The 16379-nt window shown below is 59.4% G+C and carries 14 protein-coding genes; 7 read left to right on the top strand and 7 right to left on the bottom strand.

Annotated features, from left to right (window positions below; all coding sequences use genetic code 11):
• Positions 1 to 58: 58 nt before the first annotated feature.
• Positions 59 to 1372 carry an NCS2 family permease gene (locus ACEG18_RS06870; RefSeq protein WP_195192972.1) on the bottom strand — a complete coding sequence of 438 codons (1314 nt, stop codon included), beginning with the start codon at positions 1370 to 1372 and terminating at the stop codon, positions 59 to 61.
• Positions 1373 to 1565: 193 nt separating this feature from the next.
• On the opposite strand from ACEG18_RS06870, the gene ACEG18_RS06865 reads away from it, so the two are divergent.
• Complete coding sequence (locus tag ACEG18_RS06865; RefSeq protein WP_372541924.1) at positions 1566 to 1985, top strand: peptide deformylase; 420 nt, start codon at positions 1566 to 1568, stop codon at positions 1983 to 1985.
• Between the two features lie 131 nt (positions 1986 to 2116).
• Entirely contained in the window at positions 2117 to 3082 is a 966-nt protein-coding gene (bsh, locus tag ACEG18_RS06860) for a choloylglycine hydrolase (RefSeq protein ID WP_055250720.1), read from the top strand.
• A gap of 81 nt (positions 3083 to 3163) precedes the next feature.
• Here the strand turns inward: bsh and ACEG18_RS06855 are convergent, their stop codons facing one another.
• Together ACEG18_RS06855 and ACEG18_RS06850 are read right to left on the bottom strand one after the other, a co-directional pair.
• On the bottom strand, positions 3164 to 5410 hold the full coding sequence (locus ACEG18_RS06855; protein WP_118448785.1) for a KUP/HAK/KT family potassium transporter: 2247 nt from the start codon (positions 5408 to 5410) through the stop codon (positions 3164 to 3166).
• A 139-nt stretch (positions 5411 to 5549) separates the two neighbouring features.
• Positions 5550 to 6461 carry a DMT family transporter gene (locus ACEG18_RS06850; protein WP_161155183.1) on the bottom strand — a complete coding sequence of 304 codons (912 nt, stop codon included), beginning with the start codon at positions 6459 to 6461 and terminating at the stop codon, positions 5550 to 5552.
• A gap of 118 nt (positions 6462 to 6579) precedes the next feature.
• Between ACEG18_RS06850 and ACEG18_RS06845 the strand changes: the two genes are divergently transcribed.
• Complete coding sequence (locus ACEG18_RS06845) at positions 6580 to 7437, top strand: LysR family transcriptional regulator (RefSeq protein WP_372541921.1); 858 nt, start codon at positions 6580 to 6582, stop codon at positions 7435 to 7437.
• 202 nt (positions 7438 to 7639) lie between these two features.
• Positions 7640 to 9121, top strand: coding sequence for an aminotransferase class I/II-fold pyridoxal phosphate-dependent enzyme (locus ACEG18_RS06840; RefSeq protein ID WP_117757320.1), 1482 nt, complete (start codon positions 7640 to 7642; stop codon positions 9119 to 9121).
• Positions 9122 to 9196: 75 nt separating this feature from the next.
• Here ACEG18_RS06840 and ACEG18_RS06835 read toward each other — a convergent pair whose 3' ends face one another.
• Positions 9197 to 9607, bottom strand: coding sequence for a peptide deformylase (locus tag ACEG18_RS06835; RefSeq protein WP_372541919.1), 411 nt, complete (start codon positions 9605 to 9607; stop codon positions 9197 to 9199).
• A gap of 204 nt (positions 9608 to 9811) precedes the next feature.
• Between ACEG18_RS06835 and ACEG18_RS06830 the strand changes: the two genes are divergently transcribed.
• Positions 9812 to 11227, top strand: coding sequence for an MFS transporter (locus ACEG18_RS06830; RefSeq protein ID WP_372541918.1), 1416 nt, complete (start codon positions 9812 to 9814; stop codon positions 11225 to 11227).
• Positions 11228 to 11379: 152 nt separating this feature from the next.
• Positions 11380 to 12288 (top strand): hypothetical protein, encoded by a 909-nt coding sequence (locus ACEG18_RS06825; protein ID WP_117736459.1) that lies wholly within the window; start codon positions 11380 to 11382, stop codon positions 12286 to 12288.
• A gap of 393 nt (positions 12289 to 12681) precedes the next feature.
• On the opposite strand, the gene pdxT is transcribed toward ACEG18_RS06825, so the two are convergent.
• Both pdxT and pdxS read right to left on the bottom strand, forming a co-directional pair.
• On the bottom strand, positions 12682 to 13269 hold the full coding sequence (pdxT, locus tag ACEG18_RS06820; protein ID WP_372541916.1) for a pyridoxal 5'-phosphate synthase glutaminase subunit PdxT: 588 nt from the start codon (positions 13267 to 13269) through the stop codon (positions 12682 to 12684).
• A gap of 20 nt (positions 13270 to 13289) precedes the next feature.
• Positions 13290 to 14180 (bottom strand): pyridoxal 5'-phosphate synthase lyase subunit PdxS, encoded by an 891-nt coding sequence (gene pdxS / locus ACEG18_RS06815; RefSeq protein WP_372541914.1) that lies wholly within the window; start codon positions 14178 to 14180, stop codon positions 13290 to 13292.
• 145 nt (positions 14181 to 14325) lie between these two features.
• On the opposite strand from pdxS, the gene pdxR reads away from it, so the two are divergent.
• Complete coding sequence (pdxR, locus tag ACEG18_RS06810; protein ID WP_372541912.1) at positions 14326 to 15741, top strand: MocR-like pyridoxine biosynthesis transcription factor PdxR; 1416 nt, start codon at positions 14326 to 14328, stop codon at positions 15739 to 15741.
• A 72-nt stretch (positions 15742 to 15813) separates the two neighbouring features.
• On the opposite strand, the gene ACEG18_RS06805 is transcribed toward pdxR, so the two are convergent.
• A complete protein-coding gene (locus ACEG18_RS06805) occupies positions 15814 to 16374 on the bottom strand; it encodes a ferritin family protein (RefSeq protein ID WP_022094328.1) in 561 nt (186 codons plus the stop codon).
• Positions 16375 to 16379: the final 5 nt, after the last annotated feature.

Below are 16379 nucleotides of genomic sequence, written 5' to 3'. Positions count from 1 at the left end.
GCGCGGAGCCGCTCGATGCGACTCCGCGCTTTGCTGTTTGGTATTGCGAATCTTGCGCCTACGCTACAAAGAAGTAGACGAGGAAGGCAAGGGCTGCGATCCACATGAGCGGCTTGATCTTGGAGGCCTCGCCCTTAAAGAGCGCGACGATCACGTAGGCGATAAAGCCCAGGCCAATGCCGGCAGAGATGGAGTAAGTGAAGGGCACGCCGGCGACAATCATGAACGCCGGGAAACCCTGCGACACGTCGGACCAGTCGATCTCGGAGGCCTCGCTCATCATGAGGTAACCGACGTAGACCAGAGCACCGCAGGTGGCGGCGCTGGAAACGATGGTGACGATGGGGGAGAAGAACGCGGCGAGAATGAACAGCACGCCGGTGGTGACGGAGGTGAGGCCCGTGCGGCCACCGTCGGCAGCGCCAGAGGTGGACTCAACGAAGGTGGTGATGGAGGAGACGCCCATAAAGCCACCGGCAGCAGCGGCCACGGAGTCGACGACCAGGATGGGACGGATGTCCTCGACATTGCCGTCCTCGGTCAGGAACTCTCCCTGCTTGGCGACGGCCATCGCGGTGCCCATGGTGTCAAAGAAGTCGCTCATGAGCAGCGAGAAGGCAACGACGAGCAGCATCGGGTCGGTCAGAACCTTCACGATGGCCATGTTGCCGTCGGCGGTGCTGGCAAACGGGGCGCCAAAGGTCGAGAAGTCGAGCGGTGCGATGAGGCCCTCGGGGGCGTGGGTGACGCCCAGCGGGATACCGGCGATAACGGCGACGATGATGCCGATGAGCAGCGAGCCCGGCACGTTGCGGGAAGCCAGGGCAACCGTCACGACGATGGAGATGATGCCGACGATAAAGGTGGGGGAGGCGATGTCGCCCAGGCCGACGAGCGTACCGGCGCCAGCGGTGATGATGCCGGCGTCGCACAGGCCGATCATGGCGATAAACAGGCCCAGACCCACCGAGATGGCGTGGCGCAGGACCACGGGGATGGCGTCCATGATGGCCTCGCGCAGGCCGCACAGGACGAGCAGCAAGATGACGATACCCTCGAGGAAGATAACGCTCATGGCCACGTGCCAGTCGCCGCCGCACATGGTGGTGGCGATGCCCGCGATCATGGCGTTGATGCCCAGACCCGACGCGCAGGCGAGCGGGCGGTTGGCGAAGATGCCCATGCAGATGGTCATGATGCCGGCGCCCAGGCAGGTGGCGCAGGCGAGCGCTCCCGCATCAATGCCGGCGCCCGAGAGCACTGCGGGGTTGACGGCGATGATGTAGGCCATCGCCAGGAATGTTGTCAGTCCAGCGCGAAGTTCGGTCCCGATTGTGGACTTGCGCTCACTGACGTGAAAAAGTTCGTCCATGCATACCCTTTCCTTGTTCGGCCCCGAGTTTAGGCCGATTGACACGAACTCACTTACTATATCGTCTTTACAACCTTGCTGTTCCTCGCATGTTGATGTTCGGCGCTTTGTAACAGACGGACGGTATTTATCGCATGAAAATGTGTGGGTACCGTATACTTAAGCGGTTACAACGACCCCTATGGAGGAACGTATGATTAAAGAGCTTTGCCACGACGAGGCTATCCTGTCCCAGCGTTGCGAGGTTGCGACCGTCGAGGACGAGTCGGTTGCTCAGGACCTGATCGATACCATCAAGTCGCTCGACGATGCCGGCTGCCTTGCCGCTAACCAGATTGGCGTTACCAAGAAGGTCTGCGTCTACCTGGACGACGCCGGCGAGCCCCACGTGCTCTACAACCCCCGTCTGGTGTTTGGCCTGGGCGCCAGCAAGATGGAGGAGAGCTGCCTGACGCACGAGGAGGTCACCAAGTCCACGCGCTATATCAAGTGCAAGGTTGCCTTTGACCAGATCGTCGACGACAAGATGCGCGAGCGCAAGCAGGACTTTGTGGGCTTCGAGGCGCAGATGATCCAGCATATGATCGATCACTGTCTTGGCAAGCTTGTCTAGGGCGACCACAGCACCGCACTTCGTCGTTTTTGGTCCGGGCGTGACATTGTTGTCATGTCCGGGCTTTTGTGTTTAGCGCCTTTTTGTTTGGTGACAATGAACTTAGCAAGAACGTAAAGCTAGGAGGCGCTATGTGTACGAGCATTCGATTTACCGATAATTCCGGCAACATGTATCTGGGCCGCAACCTCGACTGGAGCTTTGACTACGGCCAACAGGTTCGCGTGATGCCGCGCGGGTTTCACATTCCGTATTCGTTTATCGACGACACGACAGCGGCACACGCGGTGATCGGTATGTGCATCGATTACAAGAACTACCCTATGTTCTTCGATTGCGGCAACGATGCGGGCCTCGCCGTGGCGGGACTCAACTTTCCCGGCTATGCCGAGTATGCTGAGGGCCCGGTTGATGGCAAGACCAATATCGCGGCCTATGAGTTTCCCCTGTGGGTGGCAGCGACGTTCTCGACGGTCGATGAGGTCGAGGCCGCGCTGCGCGACACGGTGATTGTCGCCAAATCTGCCGGAGAGGGGCTGGGCGTGTCGCTGCTCCATTGGATTATCGGCGACAGCCAGCGCAGCATCGTGGTCGAGATGATGGCTGACGGCCTGCATGTATACGACGATCCGGTCGACACCCTTGCCAACCAGCCGACCTTCCCGTGGCACATGGAAAACCTGCGCACCTATATCACCGCCACAAGCGATTTTCCGCAGACGGCGACATGGCGTGGCGCCGAGCTTAAGCCCTATGGAGCCGGTGCCGGCATGCGCGGCATTCCGGGCGATTGCTATTCGCCGAGCCGTTTTGTAAAGGCGGCGTACCTCAATGCCAATTACCCGCAAAAGGAGAGCGAGACCGAAAACGTCGTTCGCATGTTCCGCTCGCTCGAGGGCGTGGTGATGATCGAGGGTGCGTCCAGGATGGGCGATGGCAAGTTCGAGAAGACTATCTACACCGGATGCTTTAGCGCGCGCACGGGCAATTATTACTACGCGATGTATGGGGATCCGTCGATTCGCTACGTGAGCCTGATGGATGCCGAGGGCGCGAGCCCCGATAGGCTCGTGGTTCCCGAGCCGCGCCGTTCGTAGCTCACTGGTCCGTTGCGACATAAAACGGCCTCGCACCTCTTATGAGATGCGAGGCCGTTGTCGTCAATGGCTGGTGGCGTGTTAGAAGTTGGCGTCGTTGAACTGGGTGCTCTCGAGTCCGTCGAGTTGCTGTTCGGGCGTATCGGCGACGCTCTCGAGCAGCTCGGTGGGATCGACGTTCATGCTCTTGCCGGCCTCGTTGCCGTTGACCAAGTCGTCCGAGAAGATGTCGACCTCCATTTCCTCGGCCTCTTCGATCTGAACCTCGAGCGGCACCTGGGTGCGCACAAGTTTGACGGCCGGGCGCATGCGGGCAAAGAGCGGTACGTACTCAATGATGATGGCCGAGTTCTCGAGACCGTACCAGCGTGCCGGGCTTCCGCAGGCGCGGCGGACGGCGTACTTGATGGCCATCACGCGGTGGTCATTGCGGTTGATGTCCGTTTCGGGGGCAAGCATCTTGCGCAGCATGCAAAAGCGGAAGTCACCTACGTTGCCGCGCGTCTCGTAGATGGAGTAGGTGTGATGTTGCGGCGGCAGCTCGCCCGATGCCATCAAGTCGCCGACGATCTGACGCAGATAGGCGTTGACGCGCTGGTTGACCTTAAAGCCCAGGTCCAGGCGCACGCGGAACAAAAAGTCCGTGCCAAAGGTCTCGACGGAATACTCGTGCGTATAGGGTTCGTCGGTAACGTGCACGTTGATGAACCAATATGCCTTGGCGCGCTTGGGGTGCTTGTCCAGGATGGAATAGAGCACGTCGCGGTCGAGTGTGAGCGGGTCGGGGCTGTTGGTGAGAAATACCAGATTGTCGGCGAGCACGGGATAGGTCTCGTCATTGCGCAGGCGATTGAGCTGGTCGATGTACTTGGAGACGGGCAGCAGAATCGTCTGCGTGCGCTCGATGGCGGTGCCGCGACGCCACACATACATAAGGCCAAACAGCAGTGCGGCCAAGAAGATCATCACATAGCCGCCGTCAAAGAACATGGTGAGGCACGAGGCGAAAAAGCACAGCTCAATGGCGCCGAAGAGCAGGGCGAAGACGCAGGCGCCCAGCTTGTGCTTGAGAATGCCGGCGATATAGCTCGTCAAAAGCGTGGTGGTCATAAGCATGGTCACGGTAATGGCGAGGCCGTAGGCACTCTCCATGCGCTCGGAGTTTTGGAACAGCAGCACGATGAAGATGCAGCCGACCCACATGATGTTATTGACGAGCGGAATATAGAGCTGGCCCTTGGTGTCGCTGGGGTAGTGGATGCGCAGGTGCGGCATAAGGTTGAGGCGCGTTGCCTCGGATACCAGCGAGAACGAGCCGGTGATGAGCGCCTGTGAGGCGATGATGGCCGCCACGGCCGAAAGCACGATGGCAAAGGGGCGTAGGGGCTCGGGGAGCATCATATAGAACGGGTTGACGATATCCATCGCGAGCATCTGGGGGTTGGAGTTATTGGCGAGTAGCCAAGCTCCCTGACCCAGATAGTTGAGGATAAGGGCCGCCTTAACAAATGGCCAGGATGCATAGATGTTTGCCTTGCCCACGTGGCCCATGTCCGAGTAGAGTGCCTCGGCACCGGTTGTCGACAGGAAGACAAAGCCGAGCACCATAATGCCCGAATGGTTGATGGGCGAGAACAGGAACATAATGCCGCGGATGGGGTTGAGCGCGCGCAAGATGGATAGGTTGCCGAGCATGTTGAACAGACCGGCGCCTGCCAGGAACAGGAACCACAGCGTCATGAGCGGGCCGAAGAGCTTGCCGATTGACGAGGTGCCGGCGCGCTGCATGGCAAATAGGCCGCAGATAATGATGATGGTGATGATGATGACGTTGGTCTGTCCGTCGCCCAGCAGCGCATGGCCCCATTCGATGGTGCGCAGACCCTCGATGGCTGTGGTGACCGTGACGGCGGGGGTGAGGATGCCGTCGGCGAGCAGCGCCGCGCCGCCGATCATGGCGGGCAGAATCAGCCATGGTGCCACCTTGCGTACGAGGCTGAACAGGGCGAAGATGCCGCCTTCGTTGTGGTTGTCGGCCTTCATGGCGATTACCACGTACTTGACCGTGGTCACGAGCGTCATGGTCCAGATGACGAGCGAAAGCGCGCCCAGGATCATGTCCTCGCTGACGGTACCGATGCCGCCGTTGTTGGCGACGATTGATTTCATGGTGTACATGGGGCTCGTGCCGATGTCGCCATAGACGACGCCGAGCGTTACGAGCAGCATGCCAGCGGAGAGGGGGATGGCTCCGTGCCCGCCTTGCCCGCGCTGGTCTTGGAGGTTTGCCTCCAGTTTGTTGTGTGCCACGAGGACTCCCTTAGACATCCGGTTATCTGTCTAGGACAAAAAACTTTATGCCGTCTTTATACATACAAGAGCAGTTTGGCACATCTGGTTATTCTAGACAATAATCCTCAGCTGGGGATTATTTATCTACGCAGGTAGCATTTCAAAGCAGGGGCTTTTAAGCACGTGCTGTCTGGGCGATGCCAGCCTTGGCGTTTGCGCGTTTGCCGGCGAGTTCGCAAAAGAGCGCGCCGCCGATGATAAGCGCGGCGCCCATCAGGCGGACCGGTGTTATGGCTTCACCCAAAAGGGCGGCCGAGAACACGACCGCCGAAAGCGGCTCGAGGTAGCCAACGACGGCGACGGTCTGGACGGGCAGCTTGGCGACGGCGCTAAAGTAGAGCAGGCAACCAATGCCGGTGTTGACGACGCCGAGCATAGCGACGGCGCGCCAATCAATGCTGGCGGCGACGCCGGCGGACAGGAACGAGGGAGCGCCCTGCGTGATGAGCGTGAGGGCCAGTGCGGTCACAAAGGCGGCGCTCACTTGGAGTGCGGAGTTCTCGAGGCCCTCGATGTGCGGCGCACCCTTGCTGGCGATGACCATCAATGCATAGCAGAAGGCCGAGGCGATTCCACAGACGATGCCCGCAATGGGCATATTGCCGCCTAGACCTTGCGCTGCAATGAGAAAAGCACCACAAGCAACGGCGACAAAGCCGGCGATTTTGCCGCCGGTCAGCTTTTCGCCAAAAATGAGCGGTGAGAGGGCCATAACGATGATGGGGCCACAGTAATACAACAGCGAGGAGATACCAACGCCGATCGTCTGATAGGCGCGGAACAGGAAAATCCAGCTGGCGCCCAGCGCGGCGCCCGAGACGATGAGCGCTGCGGCCTCGCGGGGGCGAGACGGAGCCTGCAGGTTATGGCGCTTGGTTATGAAGAGGATGGCGGCAAGGGTGAGAGCGCCCAAAAACGTGCGCAACAGTACGATATCGGAGCTCGGCAGCGCGATGGCAGCGGCGATGATGCCGTTGGAGCCAAACAATAGCAATGCTGCTAAGTACGTAAACAATCCGTTGTTCATGTGCTGACATCCCCTCTATATCCGAACATGTTCACTATGGGTGAACTGGCTTTAGAAGAAAAGCGAATATAATGCATGGATAACATGACAAAAACTCATGTAAAGGTGGAGGGGTGCCGTGGAAACGAATATTCAAAAGATGCAGGTTCTGCTCGAGACCGTGCGGGCCGGCAGTTTTACGCGCGCCGCCGAGCGGCTGAGCTATTCGCAGTCGGGCGTGAGCCGCATGGTGGGCGACCTTGAGACCGATTGGGGTTTTAAGGTGCTCGACCGCAGCCGCGAGGGTGTGGTGCTTTCTGCCGATGGGCGGCAGATCATGCCGGCGGTTGAGGCGCTCTGCGAGGAGTTTGGCCGCCTGCAGCGACATGTGGACGAGATGCGTGGGCTCATGCGCGGCAAGATCTGCATTGGTACGTTTTCGAGTGTGGCGACCCACGTGCTGCCACCGGTCATAGCGCGTTTTCGCGCCGATCACCCGGACGTCGATTATGAGTTGCTGATGGGCGATTACTCAGAGATTGAACAATGGGTGGCGGAGGGGCGCTGCGACCTGGGCTTTATCCCGCGTGAGCCCCGAGAAAACGGCATGGCATCACGGTCTTTAGCGTGTGATGAGCTGATGGCGGTGGTGCCGACAGATTCGTTGCTTGCCACGGCGGAGTTCGTCTCTCTTACCGATTTGGCAAGAGAGCAGTTTATTCTGCTGGAACGGGGTACCGATGATGAGATTACGCCGCTATTCCGTCGGGCGGGGCTGGCGGTGCGCTCAAAACTGTCGACTTGGGATGACTATGCGATTATGGCTATGGTCGAGGATGGCCTGGGCGTGAGCATTCTTCCGGCGCTCATCTTGCGTCGTTGTCAGTTCGATGTTGCCGTGCGTTCGCTCGAGGGGCATCCCCATCGGCAGATCAACGCCATATATCGAACGGCCGATGTTTCGCTTGCCGCCGCTCGATTCCTTGAATACCTCTAAATGAGCGCACACCGTTGTCGCTTTGGGGTAAATCTCGAGGTTTGGCTCATTTTATTTTTGAAATTGAACTTTCAAATGAGGTGCCGCGCTATACTGCTGCCTAAATTGAACTCAGGTTCAATTCGTGTTGTATAAATTGAACTTTGCCAGCAAGGAGGTTCTAGTGGCCCAAGAGACGTTTAGCGATCGTCTGCGACAGGCTATGTCCGATCGCGACGTTCGCCAGTCGGACGTGATCCGCGCATCGGAGATGCTCGGCAAAAAACTCGGCAAGAGTCAGATGAGCCAATATGTGAGCGGCAAGACGATTCCGCGGCGCGATGTGGCTGAGCTGCTCGCCCGTATTTTGGAGGTCGATGTTACCTGGCTGCTTGCCGGCGACGCCGATCAAGGCGAGGCATCATCACCCCGCAACGATTCCAAGCCCGAACCCCATCCCTCAGCTCAAATTGCAAGGAGCACCACCATGCGTACTTTTTCTAAATCCACCAAGCTCGATAACGTCCTGTATGACGTGCGCGGTCCCGTCGTCGACGAGGCCGCCCGTATGGAGGACGAGGGCGAGCGCATCCTCAAACTCAATATCGGCAACCCGGCGCCCTTCGGTTTCCGCACGCCCGATGAGGTCATCAAGGACATGCGCCAGCAGCTGCCCGACTGCGAAGGCTATTCCAACTCGCGGGGCCTGTTCTCCGCGCGCAAGGCGATCATGCAGTATTCGCAGATCAAGGGCTTGCCCAACGTTCAGATGGAGCATATCTACACGGGCAACGGCGTGTCCGAGCTCATTCAGCTTTCGATGAACGCGCTGCTCGACAATGGCGACGAGATTCTGATCCCCAGCCCCGACTATCCGCTCTGGACGGCGTGCGCAACCCTTGCCGGCGGTCATCCTGTGCACTATCTGTGCGATGAGCAGGCGGATTGGTATCCCGACCTGGAGGATATGGAGTCCAAGATCACGAGCGCGACCAAAGCCCTCGTTATCATTAACCCCAACAACCCCACGGGCTCGGTCTACCCGCGCGAGGTGCTCGAGGGCATCGTCGAGGTTGCACGCAGGCATCAGCTGATGATCTTTGCTGATGAGATCTACGACCGCCTGTGCATGGACGGCTACGAGCACGTCTCGATTGCCTCGCTCGCTCCCGATCTGCCCTGCGTCACCTTTAGCGGTCTGTCCAAGTCGCACATGATCGCGGGCTATCGTATTGGCTGGATGGTGCTTTCGGGCAACCAGCGCTGCATGAGCGACTTTATTATGGGCATCAACATGCTCTCGAACATGCGCCTGTGCTCCAACGTGCCGGCTCAGTCGATCGTCCAGACGGCGCTCGGCGGCCATCAGTCCGTCAACGACTACATCCGCCCCGGCGGTCGTGTCTACGAGCAGCGCAACTTTGTGTATGAGGCGCTCAACAAGATCGACGGCATCTCGGTGGTCAAGCCGCGTGCGGCGTTCTATATCTTCCCCAAGATGGATGTGAAGAAGTTCAACATCACCGACGACGAGCAGTTCGCCCTTGACCTGCTGCACGAGAAGAAGATCCTGATCACGCGCGGCGGCGGCTTCAACTGGGCTGAGCCCGACCACTTCCGTATCGTGTACCTGCCGCGCATGGAAGTGCTCAAGGAGTCCCTCGAAGATCTCGCCGACTTCTTCGACCATTACCGCCAGAGCTAGTGGGATAGAAGTTCCGCACTATGAAAAGCTCCCTGCAGTTGTTTTGCTGCAGGGAGCTTTCTTGAATCGGCGGAACTAAATAACGATTCCGCAACAGTGGTCGATTTCGTGTTGGATGATCTCGGCGGTGTAGCCCGAGAAGTTTTTGATGCGGTGGACGAAATTCTCGTCCAAATACTCAACCTTAATGCGGCGATAGCGAGTACAGGGGCGCTCGCCGGAAAGCGAGAGGCATCCTTCGCTCGTCTGATAGGAATTGACCTGCTCAAGAATTTGAGGGTTGTACATCAGCAGCGTCCTGTTGCCGTCCTTTACGCAGATGATGCGTTTGCGCACGCCAATCATGTTGGCGGCAAGGCCCACGCACTCGTGCTCATGCTCATGGAGCGTATCCAGGAGGTCCTGCCCGGTCGCGGCATCGTCGGGTTCCGCGTCTTCGGAAGGCAGGCGCAAAAAGAACTCGGATTTCATGATGGGCTTAATCATGGTGGGCTCCTCATGTCTCGTGCTTTCGTGGACTTTTAATAATAGCGCGGAAGGAAAGCTGCGCGTCAGCGTTACAATCTTTCAACGTTGGACCATGTTGTCGGATCCGTCGCGTGCGGCGTCTGACGTAAGTCTAGGGCTCATGCTCGCCCTGGACTGTTCCTCTGGGGCGATGTGACTGTTGTTCCAAGAGGAAGGAAATGCATGGGGAGCAAATCTCAGCAACAAGTTCAAGCAACGCCATCGGCCACTTCGGCGTTTCTCGTCGTAATGTATATTGCAGCCTTTGTTGCCGCGTTTAACGAGAACATCATTAACGTGGCACTGCACGATATCATGGCGGCCTTTTCGGTGAGTGCCACCACGGCGCAGTGGCTAGTTTCGGGCTACATGATCGTGACATCGATCTTTACGGCCATCATGGCCTATCTGTCCGGTCGTTTCTCGACGCGCAAGCTGCTGTTTTTCGCATGCGGATGCATGGTCGCCGGCGAAGTCCTGTGCCTGGTCGCCCCGTCGTTTGCCGTTTTGCTGCCAAGTCGTATTTTGCAGGCTGCGGGATCGGGCATCTTGTTCCCGCTCATGATGAATGTAGTGCTATCTTGCGCTCCGCGCGAGAAGCTCGGTCTGTATCTGAGCCTGGGCGGTGCCTGCATTACGCTGGGGCCGGCGTTTGGACCCGTGATCAGTGGTCTTATGTGCACCTTGTTTGGCTGGAGGGCAGTGTTCGTAGTGCCACTGGTGGGCGGTGTCGTGGTCGCCGCTGCGGGCGCAAGGCTCGTTCGGAATGTCGGAAAGCGCTCGAACTTCACGCTTGATATTCTGTCGGTTGTTTTGCTCGCTGCCGGCATTACGGCATTTGTGTATTCCGTAGGCGAGTTCTCGACCAATCTGATTGCCGGTATCGTGACGCTTTTCGCCGCCGTTGTGCTACTCGGCCTGTTTGCGGTTCGTCAGCTCAAGCTCGAGCATCCGGTGCTTAACGTGCGTCCCATGGCGAGCGTTCGTTTTTGGCCTGCATGCCTGCTTGTGGTGGTGTCGATGATGACGACGTTCTCGATGAGCGTTTTGTTGCCGCTCTATTTTGAGGGCGCATACGGCATGACCGCACTTGTCGCGGGTTTGCTCATTTTGCCGGCGATCGCCTGCAGCGCCGTGACCTCGATTGTGGGCGGACGCGTGATGGATGCCCGTGGTGCGTGGCCGCTGCTGCCGGTCGGCTTTGCCCTGATCGCTGTGGGGCAGATGGCAATCTCGATGACCGCGGCAAGCATGAACAGCGGCGTTGTCGTGCTGCTGACCGTTGTGGTGTATGCCGGCGTCGGTTTGGTACTGAGCCCCTCGCAGACCGCCGGTTTGGAGACGCTTCCCGCCGCTGAGCATCCTCACGGAACGGCATTGCTTAACACGTGGAACATGATTGCCGCGTCGTTTGGTCCGTCGCTGTTTATCGGCCTGCTTTCGAGTTCTGCGGTGGCTGCTGGCGCCGCGGGCGTTGCGTCGGACGTTGCCCAGACGATAGGATTTGCAGCCGCCGTGCGCGTGGCGGCCGTGATTGCCGTTGTCGGGTTCGCGGTGTCGCTGGTGTACGCTCGCCGCGAGTCGCACATGTCGCATTAATGTGTGCACATAGATTCTGCAGCTAGATTGGATGGCGACACCATAAACTAATGGACGTTTTGCCGAGAGGCATGAATGTATAAAGCGCAAAGAGTGCGCGACGGGCCCCGCGAATGGGGCGATGATGCCCGAGAGGGCCAAGAAGGAGTCTCATGTCTGAGAACGAAGAGATCATGAACGAGACCGAGAACGAGACCATGGCTGCCGAGGTCGAGGCAGTCGAGACCGTGGAGACCGAAGCTGCTGAGGTTGAGGCTGCTGACGAGGTTTCCGCCGAGGAGGCCGAGGTTGTCGAGGCCGCCGCTGATTACGATGACGAAGAGCTGATGGACAAGATGCAGAAGGCCGCCCGCCTGCTGCGCAGCCGTCGCTTTGCTATTTCCAAGGAGGAGGAGGCCAAGGCCGAGCGCATGGCGAACATCGAGCGCGCCATCAAGCTTCTTGACCTCAAGCCCAAGATGGAGCAGAAGGAAATGTCCGACCTGCTGGGCATGCGCCTTCGTGAGCTCGATGGCCTGATGGCCGAGGCCGAGGCTGCCGACCTGGTCGGCCGCATCGACGACGCCGAGGGCGATATGCGCAAGATCGTCGTCTTCGCTGCCGAGGATGCTGCTGAGGGCCTGGTCGAGCTTGCCAATAAGAAGGAGAAGCTCCTGCCCGAGCTTTCTTACGAGGAGGCCACCGAGCTGATGGCCGCTCTCGATAAGGTTATTGCTCCGCTCGTCGCCATGGGCCTGGACGAGGACCGCGGTCCTCGCGGCGGCCGTGACGAGCGCGGTGGCCGTGGCGGCGACCGTGGCGGTCGCGGCGGCTTTGGCGATCGCGGTGGCCGTGGCGGTGACCGCGGCGGTCGCGGTGGCGATCGTGGCGGCCGTGGCGGCTTTGGTGATCGCGGCGGCGACCGTGGCGGTCGCGGCGGCTTTGGTGGCAACCGTGGTGGTTATGGTGACCGCGGCGGCAACCGTGGCGGCTTCGGCGGCAACCGTGGTAACGACCGTGGCGGTCGCGGTGGCGATCGCGGCGGCCGCAACGGCGGCGGCTTCCGCGGCAACCGCTTCTAGTTGAGTTACGGCGTTTTACCAAACGCCGTAACTGCTCGACGCTGCAAACCCGCCAGAGCGGCAATCTGCCTTTCAACTTCGGCGGCATGATCAAAAGATCAATGCCGCCTCGTTTCAAGGCACCTTGCTCGCTCTGGCGGGTTTTCGCTGTCGGTACCAAGGCATCGGCGTTGCCTTGATCCAAACCTACCAAAAGGGGACAGGTTTATTTGGTCGGTTTTATCTGGGCAAACGTGGTCGTCTATCGCAATATGGTCGTTGGGGACGTTCTTGTTTGACTAGTCGTTTAAGAACGTCCCCAACGACTACATAGGATGAGAGTGGATAATCTCCCGGTTTGAGCCTGCATTCAAGCTCAAAGTGGGAGATTATCCACTCTCGTTTTTGTTCTACCTACATTTGCAGGAACAGTTCGTGGAGGCGGGTGTCTTCGTCGAGCTCGGGGTGGAAGGTGACGCCGAGCTGGTTGCCTTGGCGGGCGGCGACGATGCGACCGTCGACTTCGGCTAGGGCCTCAGTGTCGCCGTGCACTTCGACGATGCGGGGCGCGCGGATAAACGTCAGCGGCACTTCACCGTCGATGCCGTCTACCTGTCCCTTGGTGCGAAAACTGCCGAGCTGTCTGCCATAGGCATTGCGCTCGACAAGTACATCCATGGTTGCCAATCGCGGCGTGCCCTTATCGTCATGGGCGGCAAGGTCGTGAGCCAGCAGAATCAGGCCGGCGCAGGTGCCCAGGACGGGCATGCCTTCAGCGATGCGGCTTCGAAGCCCGTCGAGCATGCCAAGCTCGGCAAGCAACTTCCCTTGAACGGTAGACTCGCCGCCGGGAAGTACCAGACGGTCAAAGTTCTGCTTCAAATCAGCCGCCTGCCTCAGCTCAATACAACGTGCGCCCAGCTCGGACAGCCTCGCCTCGTGCTCGGCAAAAGCGCCTTGGACCGCCAGCACGGCGACCGTCTGGTCTGCGTAATCGCTCATGTGCGATCCTTTCTGTCGGACTAGCGCCCGCGCTCCTCCATAATGATCTCGATCTCGTCGGCGTTGATGCCCACCATAGCCTCGCCCAGGTCCTCCGAAAGCTCAGCGATGAGTTTGGCGTCGGTGAAGTTGGCCACGGCCTTAACGATGGCGGCTGCGCGCTTGGCGGGGTCGCCGCTCTTAAAGATGCCCGAGCCGACAAAAACGCCCTCGGCGCCCAGCTGCATCATCAGCGCGGCATCGGCGGGGGTTGCTACGCCGCCGGCAGCAAAGTTAACGACGGGAAGCTTGCCCGTAGCGTGGACTTCGCGCACCAGCTCGACCGGAACCTGCAGCTGCTTGGCCGCCTCAAAGAGCTCGTCGTCGTGCAGAGCCACAACGTCGCGGATCTGCTTTTGGATCTTGCGCATGTGGCGCACGGCCTGGACCACGTCGCCCGTGCCCGGCTCGCCCTTGGTGCGGATCATCGTGGCGCCCTCGGCGACGCGGCGCAGCGCCTCGCCCAGGTCGCGGGCACCGCAGACAAACGGGACGTCAAACTGGGTTTTGTCGATGTGGTAGACATCGTCGGCGGGGGAGAGAACCTCGGACTCATCGATGTAGTCGATCTCGATGGCTTGAAGGACCTGCGCCTCGACGATGTGGCCGATGCGGCACTTGGCCATGACGGGGATGGAGACGGCCTCTTGAATGCCCTTGATTATCTTGGGGTCGCTCATGCGCGACACGCCGCCGGCGGCGCGGATGTCGGCCGGGATGCGCTCGAGAGCCATGACGGCGCAGGCGCCCGTCTGCTCGGCGATGCGTGCCTGCTCGGGCGTGGTGACGTCCATGATAACGCCGCCCTTGAGCATCTGCGCGAGCTCGCGGTTGAGTTTGATGCGATCGGCCTTGCTGGTCTGTTCTGCCATGGTTGCTCCCTTGGTTGGCATGTGCATTGCTTGACGGAACATCCTATCGGGGAGCTGGGTATGGCGAAATACTCAGTTTTCGAGATAATAACAAGGTCAGAGTAATACCAGACTGAATGACTTTATAAGATCAGGTGATAGGCTCGTGCTTGACTACAATTTGGAAAAACGCGGCGAAGCATCGCTCTATGAGTATGTTTACCAGCAAATTCGAGATGATATCGTAGCTGGACACATTGCGGCGGGGGAACATCTGCCGTCTAAGCGCGCCTTTGCCAGTCATCTGGGAATTAGTGTCATTACCATCGAGAATGCATATAGCCAGTTGCTTGCCGAGGGTTATATTTGCTCAAAGCCGCGGCGCGGCTACTACGCGTGCGAACTTCCGGATGCGCCGGTTTTGGCTTCGGCTGCGGAGGACATCGACCGAGATGCCGCCTCCGTGGGCCCCAGCGCGCATGATGTCAACGGACAGGTCGAGCGATTCGATGCGCTTTCTCCTTCCGCTTTGGAGGCGGCGCGGCTTTGGCAAAGCGCGCTACGGGCGACACTGACGTCCGAAGACGAACGTGAAATCTTTTCGCCCGCGCCGGCGCAGGGCACCGTTCGGCTGCGACGTGCGATTGCGCACCATCTACGCGGGACGAGGGGTATGAATGTCGACCCCAACAACATTGTTATCGGTGCGGGCGCCCAGCTGCTCGATACCATGTTGGTTCAGTTGCTTGGCGCGGACAAGGTGTATGCCGTCGAGGATCCAGGCTATTTGCGCTTGACGCGCATCTATCAGGCCATGGGTTGCGAAGTGCGGCATGTCCCGTTGGATGCTGAGGGCGTGGACTTGAGCGCGCTGCAGAAAACCGGGACCGATGTCCTTCACCTGATGCCGTCTCATCAGTATCCGACCGGTCTTGTGACGAGCATTGCACGTCGCTATGCGTTGCTGAGCTGGGCCGCCGAGCGGCCAGGTCGGTATCTCATCGAAGACGACTTTGATTGTGAGTTTCGCCTTGCCGGCAAGCCGATTCCCGCGCTCGCGTCGATCGATGCCGCTCAATCGGTCATCTATACCAACACGTTTTCGAAGAGCCTTTCATCGGCGTTGCGTTTGGCGTACATGGTGTTGCCCGATGAGCTGATGGAACGGTTTAGGCGCAACCTTGGTTTTTACGCCTCGTCGGTGAGTTCTGTTGACCAGGTCGCTTTGGCTCGTTTACTGGAATCAGGCGATTACGAGCGCCATGTAAACCGGGTCCGCGTTCGCGCTCGCGAGACACGCGATGGCCTGATGGCGCTTGTGCGGAAGGTATTTCCGGCAGGGGAAGTCTCGATCGAGTACGCGGACGCCGGCCTTTACTGCACTGTTGCCCTGGCCGAGGACAAGGCGGGGGAGAGTTTCGCGAAGGCTCTCGCTGACGCTCGTATTTCCTATGTCAACATCGCCGATTGCCTGTGGACGGGTGATCGGGCATCGACTAAGAACGCTCCATCTCGCGTCCTCATACAATACGACGACCTGAGCCCTCATTCGCTCATCGTCCTTCAGGAACAGCTGCAATAAGCCCACGAAAAAGGCCCGAACCAATACGGTTCGGGCCTCATCGAGCTAGAGGTTATGTCTCAGGCGGTTGGCTTAGCCAAAGTAGCGCTTGAGCAGACCGGCGAAAGCCTTGCCGTGGCGAGCCTCGTCGCGAGCCATCTCGTGCACGGTGTCGTGGATGGCATCGAGGCCGGCGGCCTTGGCGCGCTTGGCAAGATCGGTCTTGCCGGCGGTGGCGCCATTCTCGGCCTCAACGCGCATTTCGAGGTTCTTCTTGGTGGAGTCGGTCACGACCTCGCCCAGGAGCTCAGCGAACTTGGCGGCGTGCTCGGCCTCCTCGTGGGCAGCCTTCTCCCAGTACAGGCCGATCTCGGGATAGCCCTCGCGATGAGCGACGCGAGCCATGGCCAGGTACATACCGACCTCAGAGCACTCGCCCTCAAAGTTGGCGCGCAGGTCGGCAACGATGTCCTCGGAGACGCCCTCCATCTTGGCGACGCCCACGACGTGCTCGGCAGCCCACTCGAGCTGACCTTCCTCCTGCTTCAGGAAACGAGAACCGGGAACGCCGCACTGGGGGCACTTGAAGTCCTCGGGCAGCTGGTCGCCGTCGAACTCTTCCACATAACCGCAAACGGGGCAAACAAACTTCATGATTC

The organism is Collinsella aerofaciens (assembly GCF_041537385.1).
GTDB classification, from domain to species: domain Bacteria; phylum Actinomycetota; class Coriobacteriia; order Coriobacteriales; family Coriobacteriaceae; genus Collinsella; species Collinsella aerofaciens_BV.
This window is presented reverse-complemented; position numbering and strand designations above follow the sequence as displayed.

What these genes read in the sequence shown, in the direction of transcription:
- ACEG18_RS06850 (WP_161155183.1), bottom strand. Translation starts at nt 6,461, where the DNA reads ATGAACAACGGATTGTTTACGTACTTAGCAGCATTGCTATTGTTTGGC.
- pdxS (WP_372541914.1), bottom strand. Translation starts at nt 14,180, where the DNA reads ATGGCAGAACAGACCAGCAAGGCCGATCGCATCAAACTCAACCGCGAG.
- ACEG18_RS06855 (WP_118448785.1), bottom strand. Translation starts at nt 5,410, where the DNA reads ATGTCTAAGGGAGTCCTCGTGGCACACAACAAACTGGAGGCAAACCTC.
- ACEG18_RS06805 (WP_022094328.1), bottom strand. Translation starts at nt 16,374, where the DNA reads ATGAAGTTTGTTTGCCCCGTTTGCGGTTATGTGGAAGAGTTCGACGGC.
- ACEG18_RS06830 (WP_372541918.1), top strand. Translation starts at nt 9,812, where the DNA reads ATGGGGAGCAAATCTCAGCAACAAGTTCAAGCAACGCCATCGGCCACT.
- ACEG18_RS06835 (WP_372541919.1), bottom strand. Translation starts at nt 9,607, where the DNA reads ATGATTAAGCCCATCATGAAATCCGAGTTCTTTTTGCGCCTGCCTTCC.
- ACEG18_RS06840 (WP_117757320.1), top strand. Translation starts at nt 7,640, where the DNA reads ATGTCCGATCGCGACGTTCGCCAGTCGGACGTGATCCGCGCATCGGAG.
- bsh (WP_055250720.1), top strand. Translation starts at nt 2,117, where the DNA reads ATGTGTACGAGCATTCGATTTACCGATAATTCCGGCAACATGTATCTG.
- pdxT (WP_372541916.1), bottom strand. Translation starts at nt 13,269, where the DNA reads ATGAGCGATTACGCAGACCAGACGGTCGCCGTGCTGGCGGTCCAAGGC.
- ACEG18_RS06870 (WP_195192972.1), bottom strand. Translation starts at nt 1,372, where the DNA reads ATGGACGAACTTTTTCACGTCAGTGAGCGCAAGTCCACAATCGGGACC.
- ACEG18_RS06865 (WP_372541924.1), top strand. Translation starts at nt 1,566, where the DNA reads ATGATTAAAGAGCTTTGCCACGACGAGGCTATCCTGTCCCAGCGTTGC.
- ACEG18_RS06825 (WP_117736459.1), top strand. Translation starts at nt 11,380, where the DNA reads ATGTCTGAGAACGAAGAGATCATGAACGAGACCGAGAACGAGACCATG.